The 24,204-nt window shown below is 65.9% G+C and carries 26 protein-coding genes; 11 read left to right on the forward strand and 15 right to left on the reverse strand.

Translation table 11 applies throughout. The features are described 5' to 3' along the window. Window positions 1–8: 8 nt before the first annotated feature. The 4 genes from FB547_RS24685 to FB547_RS24700 all read right to left on the reverse strand — a co-directional run bounded on the left by FB547_RS24685 (window position 9) and on the right by FB547_RS24700 (window position 3,535). Window positions 9–1,175, reverse strand: a complete 1,167-nt coding sequence (locus FB547_RS24685) for a CaiB/BaiF CoA transferase family protein (RefSeq protein ID WP_261380377.1) — start codon at window positions 1,173–1,175, stop codon at window positions 9–11. Between the two features lie 72 nt (window positions 1,176–1,247). Then, window positions 1,248–2,027, reverse strand: a complete 780-nt coding sequence (locus tag FB547_RS24690; protein WP_145746294.1) for an SDR family NAD(P)-dependent oxidoreductase — start codon at window positions 2,025–2,027, stop codon at window positions 1,248–1,250. A 10-nt stretch (window positions 2,028–2,037) separates the two neighbouring features. Beyond that, complete coding sequence (locus FB547_RS24695; protein ID WP_145746295.1) at window positions 2,038–3,174, reverse strand: thiolase family protein; 1,137 nt, start codon at window positions 3,172–3,174, stop codon at window positions 2,038–2,040. 1 nt (window position 3,175) lies between these two features. Continuing rightward, window positions 3,176–3,535 carry a Zn-ribbon domain-containing OB-fold protein gene (locus tag FB547_RS24700; RefSeq protein ID WP_145746296.1) on the reverse strand — a complete coding sequence of 120 codons (360 nt, stop codon included), beginning with the start codon at window positions 3,533–3,535 and terminating at the stop codon, window positions 3,176–3,178. A 187-nt stretch (window positions 3,536–3,722) separates the two neighbouring features. On the opposite strand from FB547_RS24700, the gene FB547_RS24705 reads away from it, so the two are divergent. Beyond that, window positions 3,723–4,868, forward strand: coding sequence for a PrpF domain-containing protein (locus FB547_RS24705; protein WP_145746297.1), 1,146 nt, complete (start codon window positions 3,723–3,725; stop codon window positions 4,866–4,868). A gap of 26 nt (window positions 4,869–4,894) precedes the next feature. Further along, the gene (locus tag FB547_RS24710) at window positions 4,895–5,674 is read left to right on the forward strand and encodes an SDR family oxidoreductase (protein ID WP_145746298.1); all 780 of its coding nucleotides are present in this window, start codon (window positions 4,895–4,897) and stop codon (window positions 5,672–5,674) included. A 55-nt stretch (window positions 5,675–5,729) separates the two neighbouring features. Here FB547_RS24710 and FB547_RS24715 read toward each other — a convergent pair whose 3' ends face one another. Further along, window positions 5,730–6,701 carry an AraC family transcriptional regulator gene (locus FB547_RS24715; RefSeq protein WP_307698182.1) on the reverse strand — a complete coding sequence of 324 codons (972 nt, stop codon included), beginning with the start codon at window positions 6,699–6,701 and terminating at the stop codon, window positions 5,730–5,732. 154 nt (window positions 6,702–6,855) lie between these two features. On the opposite strand from FB547_RS24715, the gene FB547_RS24720 reads away from it, so the two are divergent. From FB547_RS24720 to FB547_RS24745, 6 genes are all read left to right on the forward strand, one after another. Next, window positions 6,856–7,164: a hypothetical protein gene (locus FB547_RS24720; RefSeq protein ID WP_145746299.1), complete on the forward strand. Its 309-nt coding sequence runs from the start codon at window positions 6,856–6,858 to the stop codon at window positions 7,162–7,164. Then, a complete protein-coding gene (locus FB547_RS24725) occupies window positions 7,161–9,179 on the forward strand; it encodes an FUSC family protein (RefSeq protein ID WP_145746300.1) in 2,019 nt (672 codons plus the stop codon). Before FB547_RS24720 ends, FB547_RS24725 begins: the two co-directional genes overlap by 4 nt. Then, complete coding sequence (locus FB547_RS24730) at window positions 9,176–9,388, forward strand: DUF1656 domain-containing protein (RefSeq protein WP_145746301.1); 213 nt, start codon at window positions 9,176–9,178, stop codon at window positions 9,386–9,388. Before FB547_RS24725 ends, FB547_RS24730 begins: the two co-directional genes overlap by 4 nt. 20 nt (window positions 9,389–9,408) lie before the next feature. After that, window positions 9,409–10,371, forward strand: coding sequence for an HlyD family secretion protein (locus FB547_RS24735; RefSeq protein ID WP_145746302.1), 963 nt, complete (start codon window positions 9,409–9,411; stop codon window positions 10,369–10,371). After that, a complete protein-coding gene (locus tag FB547_RS24740) occupies window positions 10,368–11,828 on the forward strand; it encodes an efflux transporter outer membrane subunit (RefSeq protein ID WP_145746303.1) in 1,461 nt (486 codons plus the stop codon). Before FB547_RS24735 ends, FB547_RS24740 begins: the two co-directional genes overlap by 4 nt. A 66-nt stretch (window positions 11,829–11,894) precedes the next feature. Beyond that, on the forward strand, window positions 11,895–12,800 hold the full coding sequence (locus FB547_RS24745) for a LysR family transcriptional regulator (RefSeq protein WP_145746304.1): 906 nt from the start codon (window positions 11,895–11,897) through the stop codon (window positions 12,798–12,800). Between the two features lie 516 nt (window positions 12,801–13,316). On the opposite strand, the gene FB547_RS24750 is transcribed toward FB547_RS24745, so the two are convergent. Continuing rightward, window positions 13,317–14,231: a LysR family transcriptional regulator gene (locus FB547_RS24750; protein WP_145746305.1), complete on the reverse strand. Its 915-nt coding sequence runs from the start codon at window positions 14,229–14,231 to the stop codon at window positions 13,317–13,319. A 97-nt stretch (window positions 14,232–14,328) separates the two neighbouring features. On the opposite strand from FB547_RS24750, the gene FB547_RS24755 reads away from it, so the two are divergent. Together FB547_RS24755 and FB547_RS24760 are read left to right on the forward strand one after the other, a co-directional pair. Then, window positions 14,329–15,444: an alpha/beta fold hydrolase gene (locus FB547_RS24755; RefSeq protein WP_145746306.1), complete on the forward strand. Its 1,116-nt coding sequence runs from the start codon at window positions 14,329–14,331 to the stop codon at window positions 15,442–15,444. Between the two features lie 52 nt (window positions 15,445–15,496). Continuing rightward, window positions 15,497–16,063 (forward strand): flavin reductase family protein, encoded by a 567-nt coding sequence (locus tag FB547_RS24760; RefSeq protein ID WP_145746307.1) that lies wholly within the window; start codon window positions 15,497–15,499, stop codon window positions 16,061–16,063. 99 nt (window positions 16,064–16,162) lie between these two features. Here FB547_RS24760 and FB547_RS24765 read toward each other — a convergent pair whose 3' ends face one another. From FB547_RS24765 to FB547_RS24790, 6 genes are all read right to left on the reverse strand, one after another. Then, window positions 16,163–17,185, reverse strand: coding sequence for a zinc-dependent alcohol dehydrogenase family protein (locus FB547_RS24765; RefSeq protein ID WP_145746308.1), 1,023 nt, complete (start codon window positions 17,183–17,185; stop codon window positions 16,163–16,165). Then, a complete protein-coding gene (locus tag FB547_RS24770; protein WP_145746309.1) occupies window positions 17,182–17,760 on the reverse strand; it encodes an amino acid synthesis family protein in 579 nt (192 codons plus the stop codon). The genes FB547_RS24765 and FB547_RS24770 overlap by 4 nt, the downstream gene beginning before the upstream one ends. A gap of 10 nt (window positions 17,761–17,770) precedes the next feature. Beyond that, entirely contained in the window at window positions 17,771–18,742 is a 972-nt protein-coding gene (locus FB547_RS24775) for a tripartite tricarboxylate transporter substrate binding protein (RefSeq protein WP_261380378.1), read from the reverse strand. A 69-nt stretch (window positions 18,743–18,811) separates the two neighbouring features. Further along, the gene (locus tag FB547_RS24780) at window positions 18,812–19,675 is read right to left on the reverse strand and encodes a fumarylacetoacetate hydrolase family protein (protein ID WP_145746310.1); all 864 of its coding nucleotides are present in this window, start codon (window positions 19,673–19,675) and stop codon (window positions 18,812–18,814) included. 44 nt (window positions 19,676–19,719) lie between these two features. Then, the gene (locus FB547_RS24785) at window positions 19,720–20,271 is read right to left on the reverse strand and encodes a VOC family protein (protein WP_145746311.1); all 552 of its coding nucleotides are present in this window, start codon (window positions 20,269–20,271) and stop codon (window positions 19,720–19,722) included. A 33-nt stretch (window positions 20,272–20,304) separates the two neighbouring features. Continuing rightward, the gene (locus tag FB547_RS24790) at window positions 20,305–21,021 is read right to left on the reverse strand and encodes a GntR family transcriptional regulator (protein WP_145746312.1); all 717 of its coding nucleotides are present in this window, start codon (window positions 21,019–21,021) and stop codon (window positions 20,305–20,307) included. A gap of 31 nt (window positions 21,022–21,052) precedes the next feature. Here FB547_RS24790 and FB547_RS24795 point away from each other — a divergent pair, with 31 nt between their 5' ends. After that, window positions 21,053–21,637, forward strand: coding sequence for an NADPH-dependent FMN reductase (locus tag FB547_RS24795; RefSeq protein ID WP_145746313.1), 585 nt, complete (start codon window positions 21,053–21,055; stop codon window positions 21,635–21,637). 16 nt (window positions 21,638–21,653) lie between these two features. On the opposite strand, the gene FB547_RS24800 is transcribed toward FB547_RS24795, so the two are convergent. Genes FB547_RS24800 through FB547_RS24810 form a run of 3 tightly spaced genes read right to left on the reverse strand, consistent with a single transcriptional unit; the run spans window position 21,654 to window position 24,180 of the window. Then, on the reverse strand, window positions 21,654–22,667 hold the full coding sequence (locus tag FB547_RS24800; RefSeq protein ID WP_145746314.1) for a TRAP transporter substrate-binding protein: 1,014 nt from the start codon (window positions 22,665–22,667) through the stop codon (window positions 21,654–21,656). Window positions 22,668–22,707: 40 nt separating this feature from the next. Continuing rightward, entirely contained in the window at window positions 22,708–23,157 is a 450-nt protein-coding gene (locus FB547_RS24805) for a type II 3-dehydroquinate dehydratase (RefSeq protein ID WP_145746315.1), read from the reverse strand. 15 nt (window positions 23,158–23,172) lie between these two features. Beyond that, on the reverse strand, window positions 23,173–24,180 hold the full coding sequence (locus tag FB547_RS24810; protein ID WP_145746316.1) for a TRAP transporter substrate-binding protein: 1,008 nt from the start codon (window positions 24,178–24,180) through the stop codon (window positions 23,173–23,175). Between the last annotated feature and the right edge of the window lie 24 nt (window positions 24,181–24,204).

Genomic DNA, 24,204 nt, shown 5'->3' on the forward strand with positions numbered 1-24,204 from the left:
GGTTTGTCTCAGTTCGAAGGAGAGTCGGCGGCGATGACCGCCTCGATATTTGCTGGCGGCATGCCGAGTTCGGCCAGCACTTCGCGGGTGTGCTGTCCGAGTGTTGGAGCTGCCCGTCGCGCCTGAGGCCGCTCGCCAACCGCACCGATGACGCTGCGTGGCATCGTCAACGCACCTGCGACCGGGTGCAGCAAGGTCTCTGTGAGTGCCGCTTCGACGAAGGGCGCGGACTGCGCGACCTCGGCATAGTTGTTGATCGGACCGCAGATGATGTCCACGGCCGCGAACTGCTCGAGCCAGAAGGCACGGGGATGCGCCAGCATGCGTGCTTCGAGCAGGCGTAACAGCGCCTCACGGTGCTGCAACCGATCCTTGTTCTCAGCGAAACGCGGGTCGGATACAAGCTCAGGCGCACCGATTGCGGTACACAAGGCCTGCCATCGGGCGGGGTGATAGGCCGCCACCATGATCCACCCGTCGGCGCAACGCAAGGCCTCGTTCGGCGTCGAATACGGCGCTGCGTTTCCCTGCGGGCCGGGCACATGGCCGTCTGCGAAATAGGACGCGAAACTCACATGCTGTAGCGCGATGGCGCTGGCGAACATGCTTGCTTCCACGTGCTGGCCCAACCCCGTGCGTTGGCGATCCGCGAGGGCAGCCAGGATCGAGATGGTCGCGAACGACCCCGTGACAAGATCGACAACGGGCACTGGCACCTTGCACGGCTGCCCATCGGGCGTGCCGGTGACGCTCATGAGGCCGCTGACGGCTTGCAGCACACCGTCCACCCCGGGCAGGTCTCTTGCGGCCCCGTGCTGACCGTACGCGGAGACGGAGCAATAGATCAGCCGCGGATTGGCCGCAGCCACCGTGGCGTAATCAAGCCCCAGGCGTTCCATCACGCCCGGGCGGAAGCTCTCCACCAGCACGTCCGCCTGCGCGACCAGCCGCAGCGCCGCTTGCCGGTGGGTCGGCTGCTTCAGATCGAGCACGATGCTGCGCTTGTTGCGATTGAGCGCCAGGAAAGGAACGCCCTCGCCATGAACCCAGGGCGACAGCGCTCGCGAAAGATCGCCTGTGGGGGCTTCCACCTTCACGACATCGGCCCCAAGGTCGGCCAGGCACAGTGTGCACGTGGGACCCGCCATGACCTGGGTGAAGTCGATCACCTTCAATCCGCCCAATGCATTAGCGAGCATGCGACCTTCGATCTCGTTGGATGTTCTTGTTGGGTTCGCATCGGTTCATTACACCGACGGACTGCTGAGACTGCGTCCGCCGCAAACGTACAGCAGCTGCCCTGTGACGTAGCTGGAGCCTGGCTCCGCGAAGAATCGAACGGCGCGACCGATGTCTTCCGGCTGGCCGATGCGCTCCATCGGCACGGTCTTGTGAAGACTCTGCCTGACCTCCTCGGTGAGCGTTTCAAACAGCGGGGTCTCGACGATGCCCGGCGCAATGGCATTCACCGTGATGCCCTTGCGCGCATATTCCAGCGCCAGTGAGCGGGTCAGGCTCACCACGGCGCCTTTGGAAGCGGAATAGGCCGCCTGGCCGCGATTGCCCAGCCAGGCACGGGAACCGATATTGATGATGCGTCCGAACCGGTTCTCCGCCATCTGGGTCAAGACCGCCTTGGAGCAAATGAATTGCGAATGGAGGTTGACCTCGATCACGCGGCTCCAGAAGGCCAGATCCATCTTGGAAACAAGCTTGTCTCCACCGATGCCGGCGTTGTTGACCAGGATGTCGATGCGTGCATGGGAGGCCAGCAGCTGGGCCACCGTCGACTCCACTTGCTCCACGGAGCTCACGTCAACCTTGAAGGTCTTCACGTCGACCCCTTCACTCGCAAGGCTGCGCTGGGCGGCTTGCAGGGCTTCGTCGTCGAAGTCCCACAGCGCGATGCGGCAGCCGGCTTGCGCCAGTTCGCGGGCGATGCCAAGGCCGATGCCCTTCGCCCCTCCGGTCACGACGGCGACGAGGCCTTGCAACGAGGCAGGCGCGGTTGGATTTGTCTGGTTCATGTCGACCCGATCAGAGCGAAAGAATATGGATGGCGCAGGCGGCGTGATCCACGCCCCAGATACCGCCGCCAGTCACCTGCGTGAGGCCGATGCGCGCCCCCTGCACTTGCCGTGCTCCCGCGCGGCCTTGCAACTGCTCGCAGACTTCCACGATCTGTGCGACACCGGTTGCGCCGGGCGGATGTCCCTTTGCCAGAAGGCCGCCACTCGGATTGACAGGCACCCGCCCGCCCAGGGCGGTCGCACCGCTGTGCAGCAACGCAGCCGCATCGCCGCGATCGCAAAGCCCCAGCGCCTCGTAGTAGAGCAATTCGGAGATAGTGAAGGCGTCGTGCACTTCGAGCAGACTGAGATCCTGCGGTCCCACACCGGCCTGCTCATAGGCCAGCCTGGCGGCACGCGCCGTGATCTCGGCCTCCGTCATATCGACCGGTGTGGTTTCGAACAAGCCGGACTGCACCACGGACGCCAGGATCTGAACCGGCTTTGCAACGCCTTGGGTAGGCTTGGTGCTGAGCACGAGGGCCGCTGCACCGTCGACCACGGCGGGACAGCACTGCAGCAGCGTGAGCGGCTCGGCCACGGGGCGGGACGCAAGAATCTCCTCGCGGGTCGCCAGCTTTGCAAACTTGGCGATGGGATTGAGAACACCGTGCTTTCGGTTCTTCACGGAGATATCCGCGAGCGTCTCGAGCTTGAGCCCGTGGTCGTGCATGTATCGCCGAGCGCGCATGGCGTACAAGGCGGGCATGATCATCCCCCGCCTGTTGTTCCAGTCTTGCTGGCTCAGCTGCAGCGGCCCGCCCCCCAGACCGCTCAGATGGTCCATTCCGAACACCAGGACGGTGTCGTACTGGCCGACCTTGAGCGCCTGCAATGCAAGATTCAATGCGGTCGCGCCGCTGGAGCAGGCGTTGTCCACGTTGTAGACGGCGCCCCCGTGCGCATGCAGTTCACGCAGTGCACGCTGCCCCGGAAGCATGGCCCCGAGCGCGTTGCCGCAGTAGAACGCCTGAACTTCGGAAAGCCGCGTGCCGGCATCTTCCAGGGCGCCAAGAATGGCCGACTGGACCATGGCCTCTTCGGTGAGCTCCGGAAAGCGGCCGAAGTCGGTGATTCCCACGCCGGTGATCATTGGTTGCTTCATTTCATTGCTCCTGGAAGGCGTAGTCGGGTGTGCCGTCCGGCAACGCGAAGGGCACCACGCGCACGCGGCTTTCGATCGCCGGCGGATTTCCATCGAACAAGAGCCGACCGAAGGCGCGGACGCCCGACTCGAAGTCGACCATCGCCAGTGCGTAGGCGGGCTTGTCCTTGCCGGGATGGACCACCGTGAAGCTGTAGAGGGACCCGGTCGGGCCGAGCTCGATCTCCTCGATCGGCTGGTCGTGGTGAATGAATTCGATCGGCGGAAACTGGGGGGGCTGCCCGCCTGCCTGTGTGGCCACAAGCACCATGCCGCCGAGGGTGTCACGGATGTGGGAATCCGTGCGTTTGATGATCTTCAAAGGTGTCTCCTGTTCCGGTGGCGATGGCCACGACAACAGGAAGTGTGGGGACCCAGGGCCGCCCCGTCATTGGATTTGTGCTGCGCATTCTTTAGCCTTCCTAAAGCGTGCAAAGCGTGTAGTTCTGCTAAAGCCAGAGCAGCCGAACTGCAAGGACGCGCGCCCTGCGCACGCGCATACTGAACGAATGAAAGAACAAATCAGCGTTCCGGTCACCTTGATGCGCGGCGGCACAAGCAAGGCTGTTTTTCTCGCGCAGCGTGACGTGCCGTCCGATCCGCAAGCGCTGCAGCGATTCCTTCTGGCTCTGTTCGGCAGCCCGGACGTGCGCCAGATCGACGGGCTTGGAGGCGCCGACATCCTCACCAGCAAATGCGCAATCATCGGGCCGCCCTCGCGACCTGACGCAGACATCGACTACACCTTTGTGCAGATCGGCATCGATCAGCCGAGCGTGAGCTTCGAGATCGTCTGCGGCAACATTTCATCGGCCACCGGGGTCTACGCGCTGCAGGAGCGATTGGTTCCCGTGCAGGAGCCCGCCACCTCCGTGCGAGTGCACAACACCAACACCGGCAAGATTCTGCGCATGGTGGTGCAATGTGCCCACGGCGAGCCGCGCGTGGAAGGCGACACCGAAGTGGATGGAGTGCCCGCCAAGGGCGCCGAGGTCGCGTTGGATTACTCCGGCACCAGCGGTGCCACCACGGGCAGATTGCTGCCCACCGGGCAGGCACGTGATTCGGTCTACGTCTCCAAACTCGGTCGCGAGATACCCGTCTCGATCGTCGATGTGGGAACGGCGTGTGTCTTCATCCGCGCCGCGGATCTGGGCGTTACCGGCACGGAGCTTCCCGGTCAGCTCGGCTCCGATATCTACGAAATGGCCGAGGAAGTCAGGCGGTGGGCCGCCGATCGTTGCAGCCTGCCAGCGTCAGGAACCCTCACGCCCTACCAGATCCTCGTCAGCGAAGCGCAGGACTACCGAACCATCGGCGGCGATCGAATCGTCAAGTCGTCGGAGGTCGACTTTGTTGCGCGCATGGTTCTCAATGGCGGCGCGATGCACAAGGCTTTTCCAGGCGGGGGCTCGGTCTGCCTTTCCGTGGCAGCACAGATCGCAGGGACGATTCCGGCTGAGGCGCGAGGCAGTCATACCGGCCCGACGCGCATCCGCATCGGCCATCCGAGTGGTGTGATCGGAATTTTTGCGAGCGTGGCTCGCACTGCCGACGACGAGTGGACGGTCCGAGAAGTGCACTTCACTCGAACCGCTCGGCGGCTGTTTGACGGAACCGCCTACGTGAGGCGAGCCCTCCTCGAGGTTGGTTGATCTCACCGAACTGCCGAGACATTGCAATGATGACGCAAGATCTTTTTTCTCTGCGAGGCCGCACGGCTCTCGTCACGGGTGGCTCACGAGGTATTGGTCGCATGATCGCCGAGGGATTCCTGGCGCAAGGTGCACGCGTCTACATCAGCGCGCGCAAAGCCGCGGCATGCGATCTGGCGGCTTCGGAACTGTCGAAGAACGGCCATTGCGTCTCGCTGCCCTACGACGTCTCCACGGTCACCGGCTGCCAGGCCCTGGCCGCTGCCTTCGCGCAGCATGAAACCAGCCTGGACATCCTGGTCAACAACGCCGGCGCTGCCTGGGGAGAGGACTTTGATGATTTCCCCGAAAGCGGCTGGGACAAGGTGGTCAATCTCAACATGAAGACACCCTTCTTCTTGACGAAGGCGCTGTCCGGGCCGCTGCGCGCCGCGGCCAAGGGGCGTGTAGGGAAGATCATCAACATCGCCTCCACGGATGGCATCGCGCTCAATCCTCAGGAGAATTACTCCTACGTCGCCAGCAAGGCGGGCTTGATCCACCTGACCCGTCGGATGGCGCTGCGCCTGGCGCAGGACAACATCGCGGTCAGCGCCATTGCACCTGGTGCGTTTCCATCCGAGATGAACCGCAACGCGCGCGACCGCGGCGACGAACTGTCCGAACACATACCCGCCAGACGCATCGGCACTTCAGAGGACATCGCAGGCGCGGCGATCTTCCTGGCGTCGCGTGCGGGTGACTACGTGATGGGCGCTACCCTGGTGGTGGACGGTGGTGTGACCCACGCCCGGGCCTACAGGTGAGTGTGTCCATGGGATGGCCGCTGGTGTCCGTGACGCGCTGACCTGAAATCACGTGTCATCCACCGACCCGAAAGCGGTCGTTGATATAGGTAGCGGGTGGCTTTCCAAAAGCCTTCTTGAACATCGTATTGAAGGCAGAGGGCGACTCATAGCCCAGCTCATAGGCGACTTGCTGGACGGTCGCGCCACCGGACAGCTCGCGAAGCGCCACGATCATCTGCAGCTGGCGCCGCCAGCGACCAAAGCTCAGGCCCGTCAACGAGGTGCACAGTCGATTCAACGTTCGATCGCTCATGCCCAGCTCGCTTGCCCAGTTCGTCTGGGTCCTGCGATCAGAGGGATCACGCATCATCGCCGTTGAGATCTTTCTAAGCCTTGCATCCTCGGGCATCGGCAGGAACATTTCTTCCGTGGGCATCGCGCAAAGCTGGTCAAGCAGCACCTGCGCCAGTCGATCGGTCGGCCCGCCGGCTTCATACAAAGGCGGCAATCCTGCGAGGTACTGGATCATCTCGCTGAGCATCGGGCTGATGCGCAAGGTGCAGCAACGATCAGGCAAGGGGGCAGCGCCAGGTTCCACGAAGAGGTAGAAAATCAGCGCGTTCGCCGTTCCTCGGTTGCTGTGCGGCGTGCCGCCCGGAATCCACACGCCAGCCTGGGGCGGAACCATCCACAGGGCACCGGGCACCTCGCAGGAGACGGCACCGCGCAATGCGATCACGAGCTGGCCGGACCGGTGCTCGTGCACAGGAATCTCTCGCTCGCGCGCTGCCACGTCCACACGCAGTGCCATCACGGGTACTGACGGTTCATAGTCCAGACCTGGTTCGCTGAATTCTGCACTTCGCATATTGAAAAGGTTGGTGTTGCTCCCGCCATCGCGGCTTGTTCCTGCATTGGAATCGGTGCTCGGCTCGAAACGGGTGAGATCGGCGCATGGGCCAAGCGGCCATTGTTCCAGTTGCTGAATCGAAGGCACACAGCCGCCACGCTGCAGCGCCTGTACCCCGGCCGTGGTGAAGGGCAAGGTCCGCCCATCCCAAGCCCAACGAGAACGGATCGCGTTGGTGCAGGCTCCTCATCGTTGCCAGGGCACGCCCGTCTCAGCGATGACCGAAAAGAGAAGTCATTCGTCCAACTTTGCAATTCTCGGCTCGAGTGCCGGTCACTAGCATCGTTGCATGAAAATGATTCGCAACAAGAATGAAATGGTTTCGGCCCTGCCACTGCTCATTCTTCTCATCGGCCTGGTGCTCATTGGCGCTGCGAGCTGGTCATGCTGTACCGCGGAAGGCGCCCCGCCGGAATCGATCTCGCTGCGCTTCAGCACGCCGCTGTGTCCAACGATTCCGGCGCAGGAACTGGCACAGCTGGCTGGCCCCGCCCATCAATGGCTTCGCGCTTTTGCCAGCATCACCCTCGGCGGTTTGCGCTTGCGCTCGCGTTTCCCATGGAAGCGTGCTCGCGCGATTTCTCGGGGTGCAGCATGATCCCGCTGCCGCGTTTCTCTCGGCAGGAGTTGCTCTTTTCTCTCAAGAGCTTCGTCGCCGCCATGCTTGCGCTTTACCTGTCGAGCCGCTTCGGGCTACCCCGGCCCTTCTGGGCCATGATGACCGCTTACATCGTGGCCCACCCTGTGGCCAGCCATGTGCGCTCCAAGGCGCTCTATCGCTTTCTGGGCACCTTGCTGGGGTGCGCAGCGACCGTGGTGCTCGTCCCTTCGCTGTCCGGGTCCCCGGAACTCCTGTCGCTGGCCTTGGCGCTGTGGGTGGGACTGTGCCTATATCTTTCGCTGCTGGACCGAAGCGCGCGCTCTTACGTCTTCATGCTGGCTGGCTACTCAGCCGCTTTGATCGGCTTTCCTCTGGTAGAAGCGCCCGCGGCGATGTTCGACACGGCCGTCGCACGGGTCACTGAAATCGGGCTGGGCATCCTGTGTGCCAGCGTGGTCCACAGCATCGCGCTTCCTGCCGGTCTGGCCCCATCCCTGCTGGGCGTGATGGATCGCGCACTTGGCGATGCGCGGCAATGGCTCACCGACCTGTTGCGCGAGGCACCGGCCGAAGCCAAGAACGCTCGAATTGCAGCGGACCGCCAGCGCTTGGCCCTGGACATCACACAACTGCGTCTGCTGTCCACGCATGTGCCCTTTGACACCACTCTGCGCTGGAGCGGGGGCGCCATCGGCGCCTTGCAAGACCGTATCGCCGCCCTGACCCCGGAGCTCTCGGCGGTGGAGGATTGCCTGCAAGCGCTATGCACCGCCACAGGCGGTGTGCCGGATGACATCGGCTCGACCTTCGCGCAGCATTCGGGCTGGCTGGCCCCGAGCGCGACGAACGCGGGAGTGGACGAAGCGCGCGCCGCCTTTCGCGCCATCGCGGACGGTCCGGCCGCTTCGCCGTGGGTCCGCGCGCTGCGGATCGATCTGGCAACCCGCCTGGAGGACCTGGTCGCGCACTGGGATGCCTGCACCACGTTGCGCAACGATATCGACGCTGGTATTGCCGGGAACCCGGTGCCGTTGCAGCGCACCGCGGCCCTGGGTCGCAGGGTGCTTCACCTGGACAGAGGGCTCGCGTTGCGGTCGGCGATCACTGCGGTGTTGGGCACCTGCCTCTCGTGCGCACTCTGGATTGCGACGGGCTGGCCCTCGGGATCCGCCATGGCCATGGGCGCTGCAGTCTTTTGCAGCTTCTTCGCCACCATGGACGATCCAGTGCCTGCCATGCACAAGTTCATCACGGCGCTGTTGTGGTCGTTGCCCGTGTCGGCTTTCTATGTCCTGGGGGTCATGCCGCTGGCACATGACTTTGGCATGCTGGTGCTGTGCATCGCGCCTGTGTTCTTGGTGGTCGGGTGCTACATGGCACGACCGGCCAGTTCCTTGTCGGCCCTTGGCATGTTCTTCGGCGTCGCCGGAACGCTCGCCCTTCAAGATACAGCCACCGCCGATTGGGTGAGCTTCATCAGTTCCAACCTGGCCTTGTTCGTGGGTTCGGTGATCGCGGCCCGCGTCACCGCTCTCATGCGCAGCGTGGGGCGTGACTGGACGGCCAAGCGCATACGCCGTGCGACATGGCACGACCTCGCCGATCTGGCCGCCCCTCCGCAGGAAGCATCCGCCCGAGACGCCTTTGCCTCACGCATGCTCGACAGGATCGCGCTGTTGGCGCCGCGCGTCGCTCCTGATGGTCCCGAAGCAGTCCAGATCGCAGCACACCGCGCGCTCCGCGAACTGCGCATGGGGGCAGACATCGCTGCGCTGCAGCGGCATCGCGGGCGCCTTCCGGGAGAACCGGTCAGCCGCCTCTTCAGGGAATTGGCGCTCGTCTTCCGCGCCCAGGTGGCAGGAGCGCCACCGCGTCATGCGTCGCTGCTGCCGCATATCGATCGGCTGTTGCTTGACGCCCTGATGACGGGCGCCGAGCGGCCTGCCGTCGCGGCACTTGCGGGCCTTCGACGCAACCTCTTTCCAACCGCTCCCGCCGCGCTCCAACCATGATCGAAGTCAACCTTCTTGGCGTGCAGTTGCCCTGGCTTTTGCTGCTGGCAGCCGGCGCGCTGCCGTGTGCCTGGGCAACGCGCCGCCTGCTGGCCATCGTCGGTGCCTACCGATGGATCTGGCACCCCGCCCTGTTTGACGTTGCGCTGTACGTCCTGCTGCTCTGCGCCTTGGCTTCTCTCACCGGCGCAACCACCGCCTCGTCTTGAAACCCGGCCCGCTTCAATCCATGAAATCTGACGCCCTCCCCTTGCCCATCTGGACTTCCCGTCTTGCCCGTTCCGTCGTTCGTCTGTTGGTCACCGTGCTGATGGTGGCCGCAGCCGGCTGGGCGGGCTGGCGCTTATGGGACCACTATGAACTCGCCCCGTGGACACGCAACGGACGCGTGCGGGCCAATGTCGTGCAAGTCGCCCCTGACGTGTCCGGCATGGTCGCGAATGTGGCGGTGCACGACAACCAGTCCGTTGCCGCTGGTGCCTTGCTGTTCTCGGTGGACAAGGCCCGCTTCGAGCTGGCGCTGGAACAGGCCCGGGCCGCCGTCGCGACACAGCGCATCGCGATCAGCAACCAGCGCATCACACTCGCTCAGGCGCAGCGCGAGAGCCAGCGCAATTCCGACCTGGGCGACTTGATCTCGCTGGAAGCTCGCGAGCAGTCGCACCTGAAGGTAGACCAGGCCAAAGGCGCACTTCAAGCGGCCGAAGCGGCGTTGCGGCAGGCGCAGGTCGCGTTGAATACCTCGACGTTGAACCTGGAACGCACCCAGGTGCGCGCACCCACCGCTGGGCTCGTGACCAATCTCGACCTGCGCCAGGGCGCCTATGCGAGCGCCGGCCACCCGGTGATGGCGTTGGTTGACGCGGGTTCCATCTATGTCGAAGGCTACTTCGAGGAAAACAAGCTGGCTCGGATTCGTCGGGGCGACCGCGTACGAGTCACGCCCATGGGCGCCGCGGCGCTCGAGGGCACCGTCGAAAGCATCGCGGCCGGAATCGCAGACCGTGACCGCAGCACCAGCGCCAACCTGCTTCCCAGCGTCAATCCCACGTTCAACTGGGTGCGGCTTGCACAGCGCGTTCCCGTGCGCGTGAAACTCGATCAGTCGTCCTCAGGCGCGCGTTTGGTGGCAGGCCAGACGGTCACCGTTGAAATCCTCGAGACTGCCCGGACTTCGGAAAGCCGCGGATGAACGCCATGTCCCGACTCCTGGCCGCCGCCACGGCGGCAAGCGCACTGCTCACCGGTTGTGCCCACCCACCCGTGGGGCCAGACTACGTGCCCCCTGTCCCCCTGTCTTTCGCGCAGTCCGCCTCCGCGGGCACCTTCCGATCTGCCGGTGGCGATGCGGCGGACACGACTCTGCCGCCGCACTGGTGGAGGCTCTATGACGACCGGCAACTGGACGCGTTGGTCACCAAGGCGCTGGAACACAACACCGACCTGCGGCAGGCCGTGGCCAACCTGGAACGCGACCAGGCGCTGGCGGCGGAGGTGCACGGAAATGAGAGGCCGACCCTGACAGCCAGCGGGGGTCCCGGCTTTGGGCACGCGTCGGGCCTGAGCCTGCTGCAGCGCGACGACGAACCGCCCAGCCGCGGCACATACAGCGCGGGTGTCTCCTTGTCGTATCAACTGGACCTGTTCGGTCAACTGCGCCGCGCCATCGAAGCCGCCGAGGCCGGTACCGGCGCTGCCCAGGCGGCGTTGGATCTTGTGCGTGTGCGCGTGGCCGGCGGCGTGGCACATGCCTATGCACAAGCATGTTCAAGCGGCTATCGCTTGCGCGCCACGCAGGAGTCGGTTCGTCTGCAGGAAGAGGCGATCCGGCTCTCCGAGCGGCTTCAACGAGCGGGAAAAGTGGGGGAAATCGACATTGCACGTGCGCAAGGCCAATTGGAACAACTGCGTGCCGCGCTGCCGCCGCTTCGGGCCCAGCGCCAAGGTGCGTTGTACCGGTTGGCAACACTGACCGGCGCAGCACCTCGCGACTTCCCTGCGGCAGTGGCCGCGTGCGAGCAGCCGCCGCGCCTCGCGGGGCTGCTTCCGGTCGGAGACGGCGCGGCCCTTTTGCGCCGGCGGCCCGACGTTCGCCAGGCCGAGCGCAGCCTGGCCGTTGCCACAGCCCGCATCGGCATAGCCACAGCCGACCTCTACCCCAAAGTGTCGCTGGGCCTCTCGGCCAGCTCGGCGGGCTTCTTGGCAAGATTTGGAAACCGGGAAACGCTCAGCTACAGCCTGGGCCCGCTGATCAACTGGACGCTACCCAACACCGGGGTTGCCCGCGCTCGCATCGCGCAGGCCGAGGCGGCCACCCGGGTTGCGGCTGCCCGCTTCGACGGGACCGTACTGACGGCACTGCGCGAGGTGGAAACGGCGCTCGATGTCTATGCCCACGAGCTGGAACGTCATGCTGCGCTCCTGGCCGCGCGGGATCAAAGTGCCATCGTCGCCCGGCAGGCGCGCACCCTCTATGTCAACGGCAAGAGCGGTCAGCTTGAAGCATTGGATGCAGAGCGCACCCTGGCAGCCAGTGACGCCGCTCTGGCAACATCCGCGGCCCTGTTGGCAGAGGATCAAGTCGCCGTATTCATGGCGCTGGGGGGTGGCTGGGAAGCCGATGAGCTGCTCGCGAATGCCATGCACTAGCGCACGCCTGAGCGTTTCTCGAGGGAAATATGAGGCGAGCGGAAATTCCACTGCGCAAGTGTGAGCATGGACGGGCTTAATCTTCTGAAGACCTTTCTGGAGGTCGCCAACGTCGGCAGCTTCTCGCGCGCAGCGGGCAAGCTGGGAATCTCCAAGGCCAGCGCAAGCAAGCATGTCGCGACGCTTGAGGCGCGCTTCAACATACGGCTCATGAACCGCTCAACGCGGTCGGTGACATTGACCGATGCTGGAAGGCTGCTCCAGCTTCGCAGCGCGCCACTGATGGAGATGGTCGAGTCGACGCACAGCGAATTGCAGGCGCATGGCTCACGCCCAAGCGGGCGTCTGCGCGTCGCCGGGCTTCACGGGCTCGTGCAAACCGACTTCCCGGGCCTGCTGAGCGAATTCCTCGCGCTCTACCCAGATGTCCACATCGACCTGCAGATTGGCAATCGCGTCATCGATCTCGTGGAGGAAGGCGTCGACATTGCCCTGAAGTTCGGGCGCATCGGGGACGAGAACCTGATCGTGCGTCGCCTCCAACGCGTGGAACTCACGCTCTGCGCCACGCCCGGTTATTGGGCCAGGCGCGGCATCCCTCAAATGCCCGACGACATGCGATGGCATGACGTGCTCACCTACTCGCTGTCAGCAGGTGCCCCCCATATTCCGTTCGAAGTCGGTGGGGAGCCATACAACCTCCCGATCTGCGGACGCATGGATGCAAACGACTCAGGCACGCTTGTCGCCGCAGCACTGGCCGGCATCGGCGCGGTGTGTGTGCCGGCATTGCTGGCTCGGCCGTACACAGAACGCGGCAGCCTGGTCCCAGTGCTCAAGGAATTCATGCCCAGTGACATCTGGCTCTACGCAGCGTACACGCAGCACCGGCACAACAGCGCAGCCCTACGGGCACTACTGAAATTGCTTGAAGCGCGTATGGGAGGTAGCGCACCCGACCATCCAATCTAGAAGCTGAGGACTGAGATACATCCATACGAGCGCCCGTCGCGTATCGCTCAACCTTTCCGACGCAACCATGCCGTGGAAGTACAACGCCACGGCACGCTCCGCAAGCTGCGGTGCCACCTGCGCATGCGTCTCAAGCCATCGACACCGTGTTGCGCAGAATACGCTGCAAGATCCCGTTGAACTCAGCAGGGAGTGAAATCTCTGACCACGAGACTCTATCAAGCGAAACCATTTTGGAGTCCACGGAGATATTGAGCATCGAATGTCTGGTCATGGGCGAATTGATGGCTGGCCGGCAGTGGCAGCCAACCTGGGCGCGGTGTTCGGCTCGGCGCTGGGAGGCGCTGGCTGTTCGCGGGGCTGCCCGTGGTGTTCGTGGCCTTGGCGATCCGGCTGCCCGGCAGGATGGGCCGCGCGTGCATCGACGCTGTGCCGGAGAAGGCCTGAGCCGGAGACGGGGCTCGATCGTCACGGCGGCGGACATCTCGGGACCGAGCAGCGCACTTTCCGCTGGGTTCACGCGTCGGCCGCATCCGCGCCGCCGGGCATCTCGCACCGCATGGCCACCGCCACGAACGCATCGACCAGCGGCGTGCGCCTCGCGAAGGCCAGCGCGAGCTGGTAGCCCACCGGCGTTCCCCTGCCGGCGAGCGGGCGAAACGCCACACCTGCGCGCCCCGCGGCCGCCAGCGGCGGCGCGACCAGCGCCACGCCGGCGCCGCCGGCCACCAGCCCCGCGATGGTCTCCATCTGGATGGCTTCCTGCGCCACGCGCGGCACGAACCCGGCGCTTCGGCAGGCCGTCACGATGCGCTCGTGCAGGCCCGGTCCCGCACTTCTCGGAAAAAGGATCCACGGCTCCTGCGCCAGGTCCGACAATTCGACCGCGGCCTGCACGGCCAGCGGATGCCCATCGGATAGCGCCGCGACCAGCGCCTCTTCGCGCAGCGGGACCAGTTCCAGATCGCCTGCCCCGGCACAGGGCAGCACGACCAGGCCGACGTCGCCCTGCCCGTCCTGCAGCGCCGCCAGCTGCTCGGCGGTGGTCGCCTCGCGCAGCACGAGATCGACCTCGCCATGCGCCTGCGAGAACGCGCGCAGGATCGCAGGCAGCACGCCGTGCGCCGCGCTCGCCACGAAACTGATGCGCAGCGAGCCGACCAGCCCGCCCGCTGCGCGCCGCGTCAGCTGCAGCGCGCGTTCCGCCTGGCGCAAGGTGCGCCGGGCTTCTTCGAGCAGCACCTGCCCCGAAGGCGTGAGCCGCTCGACGCGGTTGCTCCGCTCGAGAAGCACCGTTCCCAGTTCTTCCTCCATGTGGCGGATCGCCGCGGTCAGCGGCGGCTGCGCCATGTGCAGGCGCTCGGCCGCCTTGCGAAAGCTCAGTTCCTCCGCGACAGCGACGAACTGCCGCAATTGGCGCAGGTCAATCATGCGATACGTCCGGTGGATCACTCGTTCACGAAGATGGTATTGGAAATATCGCGCGGGTAGCGGGAACATGGCCGCTGTTCATCGCAAGGAGAGCTGAATGCAGTTTCGCAACCCTGTTCTCGCGGCCGCCCAGCTGGCGGCGGCCGTGTTGCTCAGTGCCGCCACCGCGGCCGATGCCGCGGGCCCGGCACCGGCGCGCAATGACTTCCGTGTCGAAACCCTCGACGGGCAGACCCTTCGTGTGCGCGAAATCGTCACCGCAAAAAAAGAAGAGCGCTCGGGCGCGCAGCCACTGGTCCTCATCCACGGCGCCCGAGTGCCGGGCATCGCATCCTTCGATCTCGACGTGCCCCACGGCTCGCTGGCCGCGGACCTGGCGTCGGCGCTGGGCACGGCCGTGTATGTCATGGATGCGCGAGGCTATGGCGGCTCCGTCCGGCCCGCCGCCATGGAGCGGCCGCCCGGCGAAAGCCGTCCGCTGTCGCGCGCGAACGAGGTGGTACGCGACATCGATGCCGTGGTGCGCGAGGTCTCGCGCCGCCATGCGAACGCGCAGGTGAACCTGCTCGGCTGGGCCACGGGCGGCATGTGGGCCGCCTATTACGCATCGCTCTGGCCCGAGCGGGTCGGGCGCCTGGTCACGCTCAATGCGCTGTACGGCGGTGCCTCCACGCATCCCACGCTCGGACCGGGCTCGCCCAACGCGGACCCGGCGCACCCCGAGCGCCTGCGGCCAGCCATGGGCGGCTATGCGCGGTACGACGCCGCCTCGCTGCTGCCTTCGTGGGACCGCTCGATTCCGTCGGACGACAAGGCCGCCTGGCGCGCCCCCGAGATCGCCAGGGCCTATGCCGACGCCGCACTGCGCAGCGATCCGCAGTCGGACCGCCACAGCCCGCCCGCCTTCCGCGCGCCGCTGGGCGCCATCGAGGACAGCTTCTACCAGGCCGGTGGGCGCCGCCTGTTCGACGCCTCCTTCATCACGGCCCCGGTGCTGGTGGTCCGCTCGGAGCGGGACTTCTGGAGCCGCCCGGAAGACGCCGAGGCCTTCGCGCGCGACGCCGTTCGCGCCGCGAGCGTGCGCATCGTCACGATCCCCGGAGCCACGCACTATGTGCATCTGGACCGGCCCGAGCGCGGCCGCGAGCGGTTGACCGGCGAGCTCGCGGGGTTTCTCCGCGGCGCGGGCGCCACGGCTTCGAGCGGAAGCTGATGCTTCGCGGTACCGTACGCATTTCCGAATGCGACGACGACGCGGTATCGCGATGACGAAAAAGAAGCTCTTCACCAAGGCGGACTTCCCTGTCTCCCAGGTGCGCCGGTTCCTGGAGCCGGGCCCGGTCGTGCTCCTGTCTTCCCGCTGGCAGGGGAAGAACAACATCATGACCCTGGGCTGGCATACGGTGATCGAGTTCACGCCCTCGCTGGTCGGCTGCGTGATCGCGCGCGCGAACCACAGCTTCGAAATGATCCGCCGCAGCGGCGAGTGCGTGATCAACCTTCCCACGCGGCCGCTCACCGACGAAGTCGTGCGCATCGGCAACAGCTCGGGCGCCGAGATCGACAAGTTCGCGGCCTTCGGCCTCACGGCAGTCGATGGCGAGCGCGTGGAGGCGCCGCTCATCGGCGAATGCCACGCGAGCTTCGAATGCCGCGTTCACGACCGCAGCCTGGTCGGCAAGTACGACTTCTTCATCCTTGAGGTAGTGAAGGCCCACGCCGCCGATTCACTCCGGCATCCGAAGACGATCCACTACACCGGCGAGGGCGTTTTTCTCGAATCGGGAAAGGCGTTCAGCCGGCGATCCTTGTTCAGGAACGCGCTGCTTTGAATCGCCGCGTACTGCATCGCGCCAATGGGCGCGCCCATGTGTCCTGCGACAAGGTGCGGATCTTCTTCTGCCCGCTGCGCCCGGCGGATTCTCGGGTTGCTAGTCACGAGGCGAGCCGGCGGGCAGCAGCACGATCTTGCCGACCGCGCTTCCGCTGTCGAGCAACTCGTGCGCGTGACGCGAATCCGCGAGCGCAAAGCAGGTGGCCGGCGGCGCCTGCACGCGTCCCTCGGCCATGAGCGCGATGGCCGCCTCCATGAAGCCGCGCCGCTGCGCCGCGTCGGCATCGATGGCGTGAATCGAGAACGTACGCACGGCCAGGCTCCGGCCCAGCAGCCGCCGAAGCTCCTCGAACACATCGCCGGTCGGCGGACCGTTGACGATGTTGTAGGAGACCGCCATGCCGAATGGCGCGAGGGCCCGCAGGCAGGCGATGAAGAGATCGCCGCCGAGGTGATCGAAGGCCAGGTCCACGCCGCGCCCATCGGTGAGCTGCATGACCTTCTCGGTCAGGCCCCGCGGTTCGCTCTCGATCACCTCATGCGCGCCGTTGGCCCGTGCGAATTCCCGCTTCTGCGGCGTGGAGGCGGTGCCGATCACGCGCAGGCCGCGGTCCCGGGCCACCTGCACCAGCGCCGTGGCCACGCCGCCGGCCGCGCCGGGAATCAGGACCGATCGGGCGGGCAGGTTGCCATTGCTCGACAGCATGGCCAGCGCGAGCTGGAAGTTGCCCAGGCTCACGGCGTCCTCGAAGCGGATCGCGTCGGGGAGCACGAAAGGCGCGGCTTCGGGCACGCAGATGGCTTCGGCATAGCAGCCGCCGCGCTGCGCGAGCTCGCGCGCGCTCACGAACACGCGCTGGCCGACCCGCAGCGCGGTGACGCCGGGGCCGACGGCATCGACGACACCGGCCATCTCGTTGCCGGGAATCGCCGGCATCGGCGGCATCCACTTGTAGGTGCCGTTGCGGATCAGCACGTCGGGGCCGCCGGCGCCGATGGCCATGGCCTTGACGCGCACTTCGCCGGCCTGCGGCTGCGGCAGCGGCAGCTCCACGAGCTGCAGAACCTCGGGGCCGCCGGGTGCCTGGAGCTGGACGGCCTTGATGGTGGCGCTCATCATCGCTGCCCGTCGTGCACGGACACGTTTTCCTTGGTGAGCCCCCCCAGGCGCGCATGCACCCGCCCTCCCGTGCCCATCACCAGCGCGAACAGGATCTCGTTGGGGCGCGGCGCATCCTGGATGCCGATCTCCATCGAGTTGTAGTGGCTGCGCACGTACGCGGCGTGGATGTAGTGCAGCGGCACCATCAGCCGGTAGCCGGTGGCCGCCACCGCCTTGGCCGAAGGCACGATCGCCTTCGGCTCGCCGAGCACCTCGCGCATGGCCCAGCCGCCGGCTTCGTGCCAGACGGCACCGTGCTCCAGTTCGCCGTTCACGCCAATGATCGCGGCCTTGCTGTAGACCTCGACCTTGTCACGCCCGAGCGTCTCGACCAGCTCGGTAGCCAGCAGCGTGCCGAGTGCGCGCAGCTCGGCCATGAAGGGCAGCAGGTCCGGCTCGTAGCGGCCTGCGTAGGGGTTGTGGATGACCGCGCAGGCAGCCGCCAGCCTGAGCGGCGTGGCGGCCGGCGGACCACCCTCGTGGTAGATGGTTTCGATGCAAAGGCTGCGCTTGCGGATGTCGATCAAAGACATGGAGGGGTCCTCATTGCTTGGGGATGTGTGCATCGTTCACCACGGCGGTCCACCGCTTGAGTTCGGTGGCCACCATCGCGGTCATTTCCTCGGGCGTGCTGCCGCGCGCTTCGCCGCCCATTTCCTCGAGCCGCGCACGCACGGCCGGCGCCTGCAGGGCCTTGAGCGTTTCGGCGCGCAGGCGGTCGACGACCGGGCGCGGCGTGCCCGCGGGCGCCATGAAGCCAGCCCAGGAGCGTACGTCGTAGCCGGGCACGCCCTGCTCGGCCACGGTCGGCAGCTCGGGCATCTGGCTCCAGCGCTGCGCGCCGGTGGTGGCCAGCGCACGGAGCTTGCCGGCCTTGATGTTGGCGAGCACGGCCGTGGGCGGCGCGATGATCATCGGCACCTCGCCGCCGAGCAGCGCCGCCACCGAGGCCGCATCGCCGCGGTAGGGAATGTGCAGCAGCTCGACGTTCGCGCTCTTCACCAGCAGCTCGCCCGCAAGATGATGCGTGGAGCCGATGCCGGCCGAGCCGTACGATACGCCCCGTGCATCGGCACGCGCCGCGGCAAGTATCTCGGCAAGTCCGCGATAGGGCGAATCGGCCCGCACCACCAGGAGGAACGGAAAGTAGGTGATCGTCGAAACCATCTGGAAGTCCGCCACCGTCTGGTAGCTGAGCTTGTTGTAGAGCGCGCCGGCCACCGCATGGCCACCCGTGGCCAGCAGCAGCGTGTATCCGTCGGGCTTGGCACGCGCCACTGTGCCCGAGGCAATGGTGCCGCCCGCGCCGGTCTGGGCCTCGACCACGAAGGGCTGGCCCAACCCCTTGGACATCTCGGTGCTGACCACGCGCGCGATGGTGTCGGCGTTGCCGCCGGCCGCAAAGCCCTGGTAGATCTTGATCGGCTTGTCCGGAAAGCCCTGGGCCAGGCCGTGGAAGGGTGCCGCGCAGGCCAGGGCCAGGCCTGCGGCAACGAGCGATCGTCTGTGCCACATGGTTCTTGTCTCCAATGTTGTGGAATGAAGGCCGCGGCTTGTGCCGCCGCGGTCCGGGTCCGGGAGGCCTCAGTCCTGCTGGACGATGGGATTGCGCAGCACGCCGATGCCTTCGATCTCGACTTCGCACACGTCGCCCGGCTTCATGAAGCGCGGCGGCTTCTTGCTCCAGCCCACGCCGGCCGGCGTGCCGGTGGCGATCACGTCGCCGGGCACGAGCGTGAAGATGGTCGACGCGTAGCTGATGAGCTTCGGAATGCTGAAGATCATGTGGCCCGTGTGGCTGCTCTGCACCACTTCGCCGTTGAGCCGGGTCTCGAGTTTCAACGCACGGCCGGGCGCGATCTCGTCGGCCGTCACCATCCAGGGGCCGAAGCCGCCGGTCGACTCGAAGTTCTTGCCCGAAGCGATCTGCTTGGCATGGAACTGCCACTCGCGCACGCTGCCGTCGTTGTAGCAGGCGTAGCCCGCCACATGGTCGAAGGCGTCGGCCTCGGCGATGTTGCGCCCGCCCTTGCCGATGATGACGGCGAGCTCGCCTTCCCAGTCGAGCGATTCGGACACGTGCGGCCGCACGATCGGCTGGTTGTGCGCACATTGCGAACGCCACACGCGCAGGAAGATCGGCGGCTGCTCGGAGAGTTCGCGCTGCATGCCGGCCGCCAGCACCTCCTGGTGGTGGTCCATGTAGTTGCGCACCGCGCACACGATCTTCTCGGGCTTGGGGATCGGTGGAAGAAAGGTGATGTCGGCCAGCCTGGCCGCGATCGGCAGTCCTTCGACATGCTGCGCCGCCTGCAGGTACTCGCCCGATGCGATGTAGTCGACCAGGCCTGCATGCTGCGGGCGCGCCTTGCCGAGATCGACCACGCCGTCGCCGACGACGGCGCCCCAGGTTTCGCGGCCTTGATGGACAAATGACAAAAGCTTCATGGGAACTCCGGTTGAAATGTGCGGGTGGGTGAAAGGCGCGTGCGTCAGGGCGCGGCCGGCGAACGCGACTCGAACTGCGCCTGCCACTGCGCGAGCGGCATGAAGCTCGGGTCCTTGCGGCAGGCCTCCTCGGTCTCGCGCATGAGCGTTTCGTCGTCCTTCGACAGGTCCAGCGGATCGCCATGCGGCTGCGCGATGTAGAACGGCGTGTCGACGTAGATCTCCACCGTGTTGCCCTCCGGATCGAGCATGTAGACCGAGAGCGCATTGCCGTGGTTGAGGCCGCGGATATTGGTGGCACCGCGCGCCTCGGCGCGCGCCGAAATGTCGCGCAGGTGCTGGATGCTCGGCACCACGAACGAGATCTGCATCACGGTGCTGAACGTCGCCTCCGGCGGCCGGCCCGAGGCCAGCACCAGCTGGTGGTGCTGGTCCGGGCTGGCGCTCGTGAACACCAGCTGGTTCCTGAAGGTGCGGCCCACGCCGCGGTCGGTGACCGTGAGGTCGAAGGTCTCGGTATAAAAAGCCACCATCCGCTCCAGGTCGGTGACGAAGATGCCGAAATGCGAAGGCGTGGGTCGTGCGACCTTGAGCATGCTGTCTGTCTCCGGTGACGGGGCCTTGCACCCCTAGGATTGCGCGGCCTGGGCCGCCTTGAGTGCGGCGACCACGTTGCGCTGTGTGCTCAGGATGTGTTCCTCGAGCAGCGCGCAGGCCGTGTCCGCATCGCGGCGCAAGGCGGCGTCCATGATCTTCCTGTGCTCGTTCGACTTGCGGCGCGCGGTCTTCCGGTGGCGCGCGGAAAACCGCCGGTAGCGCTCGGCCTGGTCGAACAGGCTCGCGCCCCAGACGCGCTGGCGCAGCGAAGGGCAGGCGGCCAGCAGCGAGAGATGGAAGGCGCGGTGCAGCTGCGACCAGTCGTTGTCGAGAATGACCGGGCCGTCGCTCAGGCGCGACTCGACCTTCTCGAGCCGGTGGAACGCCGCCAGGATGTCGGCCTCCCAGGCGTCGTCGCCGTGGGCAATGGCCTCGCGCAGCGCGGGCACATCGAGCATCACGCGCATGCGCGTGATGTCGGCCAGATCCTCTTCGGAGATCGGCGCCACACGGAAGCCGCGGCGCTCGTCGGCGCGAACGAGCCCTTCCTGCGCCAGGCGGCTCAGCGCCTCGCGCAGCGGGCTGCTCGAATAGCCGTAGGCGGCCTGCAGTTCGTCGAGCTTGAGCTTGGCGCCGGCTTCGAAGGTGCCGGCCAGGACGTCCTGCCGCAAACGGGCGAAGGCCTGCTCGGCCAGCGGCGGCTCATTGGCGATGACTTCATATTTGTGCATGGAGTTGATTTTATGCATAAACTTTGAATTTTGGAAACAAGGGATCACCATGACACGCAGCACCCCCATCACTGGCATCCGCCTGCTAGGCATTTCCGGGAGCATCCGGCGCGACTCTCACTGCACCGCGGTGCTGCGCAGCCTGCAGCCGTTGCTGCCTGCGTCGGCAGCCATCGAGCTCTTTGCGCTGAACGATATTCCGCTCTACAACGCCGACCTGGACGGCGATGCGCCGCCCCCGGCCGTGGCACGGCTCAAGGCTGCGATTGCAGAGGCTGACGGCGTGGTGCTGTGCTCGCCGGAATACAACTACGGCATGCCCGGGGTGCTGAAGAATGCGATTGATTGGGCATCGCGGCCCGGCTTCGCCTCGCCGCTCAAGGGCAAGCCCGTGCTGATCGCGACCGCATCGCCGGGCACCGCAGGCGGCGTGCGCGCGCAGGCGCAGATCCGCGACGCCCTGGCCGCCACGCTGGCGCGGCCCGTGGTGCGGCAGCACGTCGCCATTGCGAACGTCGCCACGCGCATCCACGACGGCCGGCTGGATGACGAATCCACACTCGACTTCCTGCGAGTGGCGCTCGCCGATCTGCTTCAGGAGATTGAATTGCTGGACGGCGCCGCGTCCCGCTAGACGGACTGCCTCGGAGCTACCTGCGCACCTTGTCGATCTCCGACATCAGTTCCTTGACCGTGGCCTCGCCCACTGATGCGGAATATTTGTCGATCACCGGCTTCACCTTGGCGCGCAGTTTCGCCATTTCTTCCGGCGGCAGTTCCGAGACGGTCATGCCGGCTTTCCTGAGCGCCTCGAGCGCGCTGTCTGCGGCGCTGCGCGAGGCCGCGCGCTGGAACACGGTCGAATCCTTGGCGGCCTCGGTGAGGATCTGCCGCTCGTCAGCGCTCATGCCGTCCCAGGTCTTCTTGCTGACCAGGAGCGCCTGCGGGTTGTAGACGTGCCGCGTCTGGGTGATGTACTTCTGTACCTCGGCAAACTTGGAGGCAAGGATGGTGGTGTTCGGGTTCTCCTGACCGTCGACCGCCTTCTGGTCGAGCGCCGGATAGAGCTCGGGGAACGGCAGCGGCGTGGGGTTGGCGCCCAGCGCGCTGAACAGGTCGACGTAGATCGGCGATTGAATGACGCGGATCTTCAGCCCCGCGATGTCGTCCGCCTTCTCGATGGGCCGCTTGCTGTTGGTGAGATTGCGAAAGCCCAGGTCCCAGTAGCCAAGCCCGTGCAGGCCCTTGTCATCGAGCCTGGCCATCAGCTTCTGGCCGAAGGGCCCGTCGGTGACCGCATCGGCCTCCTTGCCGCTGTTGAAGAGGAACGGAAAGTCGAAGACCGCGAACTCCTTGACCTGCGCCGAAAGGATGCCGGCGTTGAGCACCGTGAGCTCGACCGTTCCGCCCTGCAGCGCCGACACGGTCTGCAGGTCGCCGCCGAGCGTGCCGCCCGCAAACAGCTTGACCGTGATCTTGCCGCCGGACTTGGCCGCGACGATGTCGGCGAACTTCTGCGCGCCCTGCGCCTGCGGATGGCCGGTCTGGTTCTGGAACGCGAACTTGAGCGTGCGTTCCTTGACCTGCGCACCGGCACCGGCCGCCGCCAATGCGGCGAATGCCGCGATGGCCACCGCCAGCCATTTCCGCTTCGAGCTTTTCATGGGGGTCTCCTTCCCTTCGTATGTTCCGCCGGGGCTCTCTTCAGGCACCGGCCGATCGCATTTCCTGCATCTCGACCAGCGCGCGCAGCGCGGCCAGGTACGACTGCGGCCCCAGGCCCTGGATCGTGCCCTTGACGGCCGGCGAGATGATCGAGTGCGCGCGCCAAGCCTCGCGCGCCGCAATGTTCGACATGTGCACCTCGATGGTCGGAAACGGCATGGCCTTGATCGCGTCATGCAGCGGAACGCCATGTTGCGTGAGGCCGGCCGGATTGACCAGCGCACCCTGCGCATCATCGATGTGCGCGTGCAGGAAGTCCACCAGCACGCCTTCGTGGTTCGACTGGATCGTCTCCAGCGTGGCGCCGAGCTCGTCCGCGAGCTTGTGCAGCATGGCGTCGATCTCTGCCAGCGTGGTGGTGCCGTAGATGTGGGGTTCGCGGCGGCCGAACAGGTTGAGGTTGGGACCGTGCAGGACGAGGATCTTCATTGCGTGGCTTCTTTCCTATTTGCGGACGCGCACGAGTTCGTCGTTGTAGAGCTTGACGATGGCGGGGTCGTAGCTGGCGGAGAAGCGCTCGATGACGGGCCTGGCGATCTGCCGCATGCGGGCCTGCTCGGCCGGCGCAAGCTCGTTAAACTGCGCGCCCTTGGCCTGGAGCTCGCCCACGGCGCGCTGCGCGGCGGCGCGGCTCACCTGTCGCTGGTAGCCCCGGGCCTCGTCTGCAGCCTCGCGCATCATCTTCTGCTCCGCGGGATTGAGCGAATCCCAGAACTTCTTGCTGACCAGCACGATGTTGGCCGCATACACATGGTTGGTGGCGCTCACGAACTTCTGCACCTCGAAGAACTTGTTCGAAAGAATCACCGAATACGGGTTCTCCTGGCCGTCGACCGCCTTCGATTCGAGCGCACCATAGAGCTCCGCGAAGGGCATCGGCACCGGGTTGGCCTTGAAGGACTTGAAGGTCTCAAGGAATACCGGGTTGGGAATCACGCGGATCTTCAGGCCCTCCAGGTCTTCGGGCCGGGTGATCGGGCGCTTGCTGTTGGTGACGTTGCGAAAGCCCAGGTCCCAATAGCCCAGCGCGATCAGGCCCTTCTCCGGCAGCTTCGCAACGAGCGCCTGCCCGAGCGGACCGTCGAGCAGCGCATCGGCCTGCGCGAAGTTGCCGACCGCGAACGGAAAGTCGAGCAGGCCGAACTCCTTCACGATGCCCGCGAGCGAAGTGGTGGCCGGCGCCGACATCTGCTGCACGCCGCCTTGCAGCGCCGACTGCTGCTGCATCTCGTTGCCCAGCTGCGAGGCCGGGTACTCCTGCACCTTCATCCGGCCGCCGCTCCGGGCCGCCAGCAGTTCGGCAAAACGCTTCACGCCAAAGCTCACCGGATGGTCGGCGTTGTTGAGGTGGCCGAAGCGGATGACGCGTTCCTGCGCCTCCTGCGCGAGCGCCGGAACGGCTAACGCGAGGGCCAGGCCGGCGGCCGCCAGCGAGCGATGAAGCTTTCTCAAGATGGTTCTCCAGCAAGTGATGCG

Origin of the sequence: Variovorax beijingensis, assembly GCF_007828835.1 — a bacterium.
Lineage (GTDB): Bacteria > Pseudomonadota > Gammaproteobacteria > Burkholderiales > Burkholderiaceae_C > Variovorax > Variovorax beijingensis_A.

Coding starts and splice junctions, on each gene's coding strand:
- FB547_RS24690 (WP_145746294.1), bottom strand. CDS start 2,027: ATGAACCAGACAAATCCAACCGCGCCTGCCTCGTTGCAAGGCCTCGTC.
- FB547_RS24695 (WP_145746295.1), bottom strand. CDS start 3,174: ATGAAGCAACCAATGATCACCGGCGTGGGAATCACCGACTTCGGCCGC.
- FB547_RS24705 (WP_145746297.1), top strand. CDS start 3,723: ATGAAAGAACAAATCAGCGTTCCGGTCACCTTGATGCGCGGCGGCACA.
- FB547_RS24710 (WP_145746298.1), top strand. CDS start 4,895: ATGATGACGCAAGATCTTTTTTCTCTGCGAGGCCGCACGGCTCTCGTC.
- FB547_RS24720 (WP_145746299.1), top strand. CDS start 6,856: ATGAAAATGATTCGCAACAAGAATGAAATGGTTTCGGCCCTGCCACTG.
- FB547_RS24725 (WP_145746300.1), top strand. CDS start 7,161: ATGATCCCGCTGCCGCGTTTCTCTCGGCAGGAGTTGCTCTTTTCTCTC.
- FB547_RS24730 (WP_145746301.1), top strand. CDS start 9,176: ATGATCGAAGTCAACCTTCTTGGCGTGCAGTTGCCCTGGCTTTTGCTG.
- FB547_RS24735 (WP_145746302.1), top strand. CDS start 9,409: ATGAAATCTGACGCCCTCCCCTTGCCCATCTGGACTTCCCGTCTTGCC.
- FB547_RS24740 (WP_145746303.1), top strand. CDS start 10,368: ATGAACGCCATGTCCCGACTCCTGGCCGCCGCCACGGCGGCAAGCGCA.
- FB547_RS24745 (WP_145746304.1), top strand. CDS start 11,895: ATGGACGGGCTTAATCTTCTGAAGACCTTTCTGGAGGTCGCCAACGTC.
- FB547_RS24750 (WP_145746305.1), bottom strand. CDS start 14,231: ATGATTGACCTGCGCCAATTGCGGCAGTTCGTCGCTGTCGCGGAGGAA.
- FB547_RS24755 (WP_145746306.1), top strand. CDS start 14,329: ATGCAGTTTCGCAACCCTGTTCTCGCGGCCGCCCAGCTGGCGGCGGCC.
- FB547_RS24760 (WP_145746307.1), top strand. CDS start 15,497: ATGACGAAAAAGAAGCTCTTCACCAAGGCGGACTTCCCTGTCTCCCAG.
- FB547_RS24765 (WP_145746308.1), bottom strand. CDS start 17,185: ATGATGAGCGCCACCATCAAGGCCGTCCAGCTCCAGGCACCCGGCGGC.
- FB547_RS24770 (WP_145746309.1), bottom strand. CDS start 17,760: ATGTCTTTGATCGACATCCGCAAGCGCAGCCTTTGCATCGAAACCATC.
- FB547_RS24775 (WP_261380378.1), bottom strand. CDS start 18,742: ATGTGGCACAGACGATCGCTCGTTGCCGCAGGCCTGGCCCTGGCCTGC.
- FB547_RS24780 (WP_145746310.1), bottom strand. CDS start 19,675: ATGAAGCTTTTGTCATTTGTCCATCAAGGCCGCGAAACCTGGGGCGCC.
- FB547_RS24785 (WP_145746311.1), bottom strand. CDS start 20,271: ATGCTCAAGGTCGCACGACCCACGCCTTCGCATTTCGGCATCTTCGTC.
- FB547_RS24790 (WP_145746312.1), bottom strand. CDS start 21,021: ATGCATAAAATCAACTCCATGCACAAATATGAAGTCATCGCCAATGAG.
- FB547_RS24795 (WP_145746313.1), top strand. CDS start 21,053: ATGACACGCAGCACCCCCATCACTGGCATCCGCCTGCTAGGCATTTCC.
- FB547_RS24800 (WP_145746314.1), bottom strand. CDS start 22,667: ATGAAAAGCTCGAAGCGGAAATGGCTGGCGGTGGCCATCGCGGCATTC.
- FB547_RS24805 (WP_145746315.1), bottom strand. CDS start 23,157: ATGAAGATCCTCGTCCTGCACGGTCCCAACCTCAACCTGTTCGGCCGC.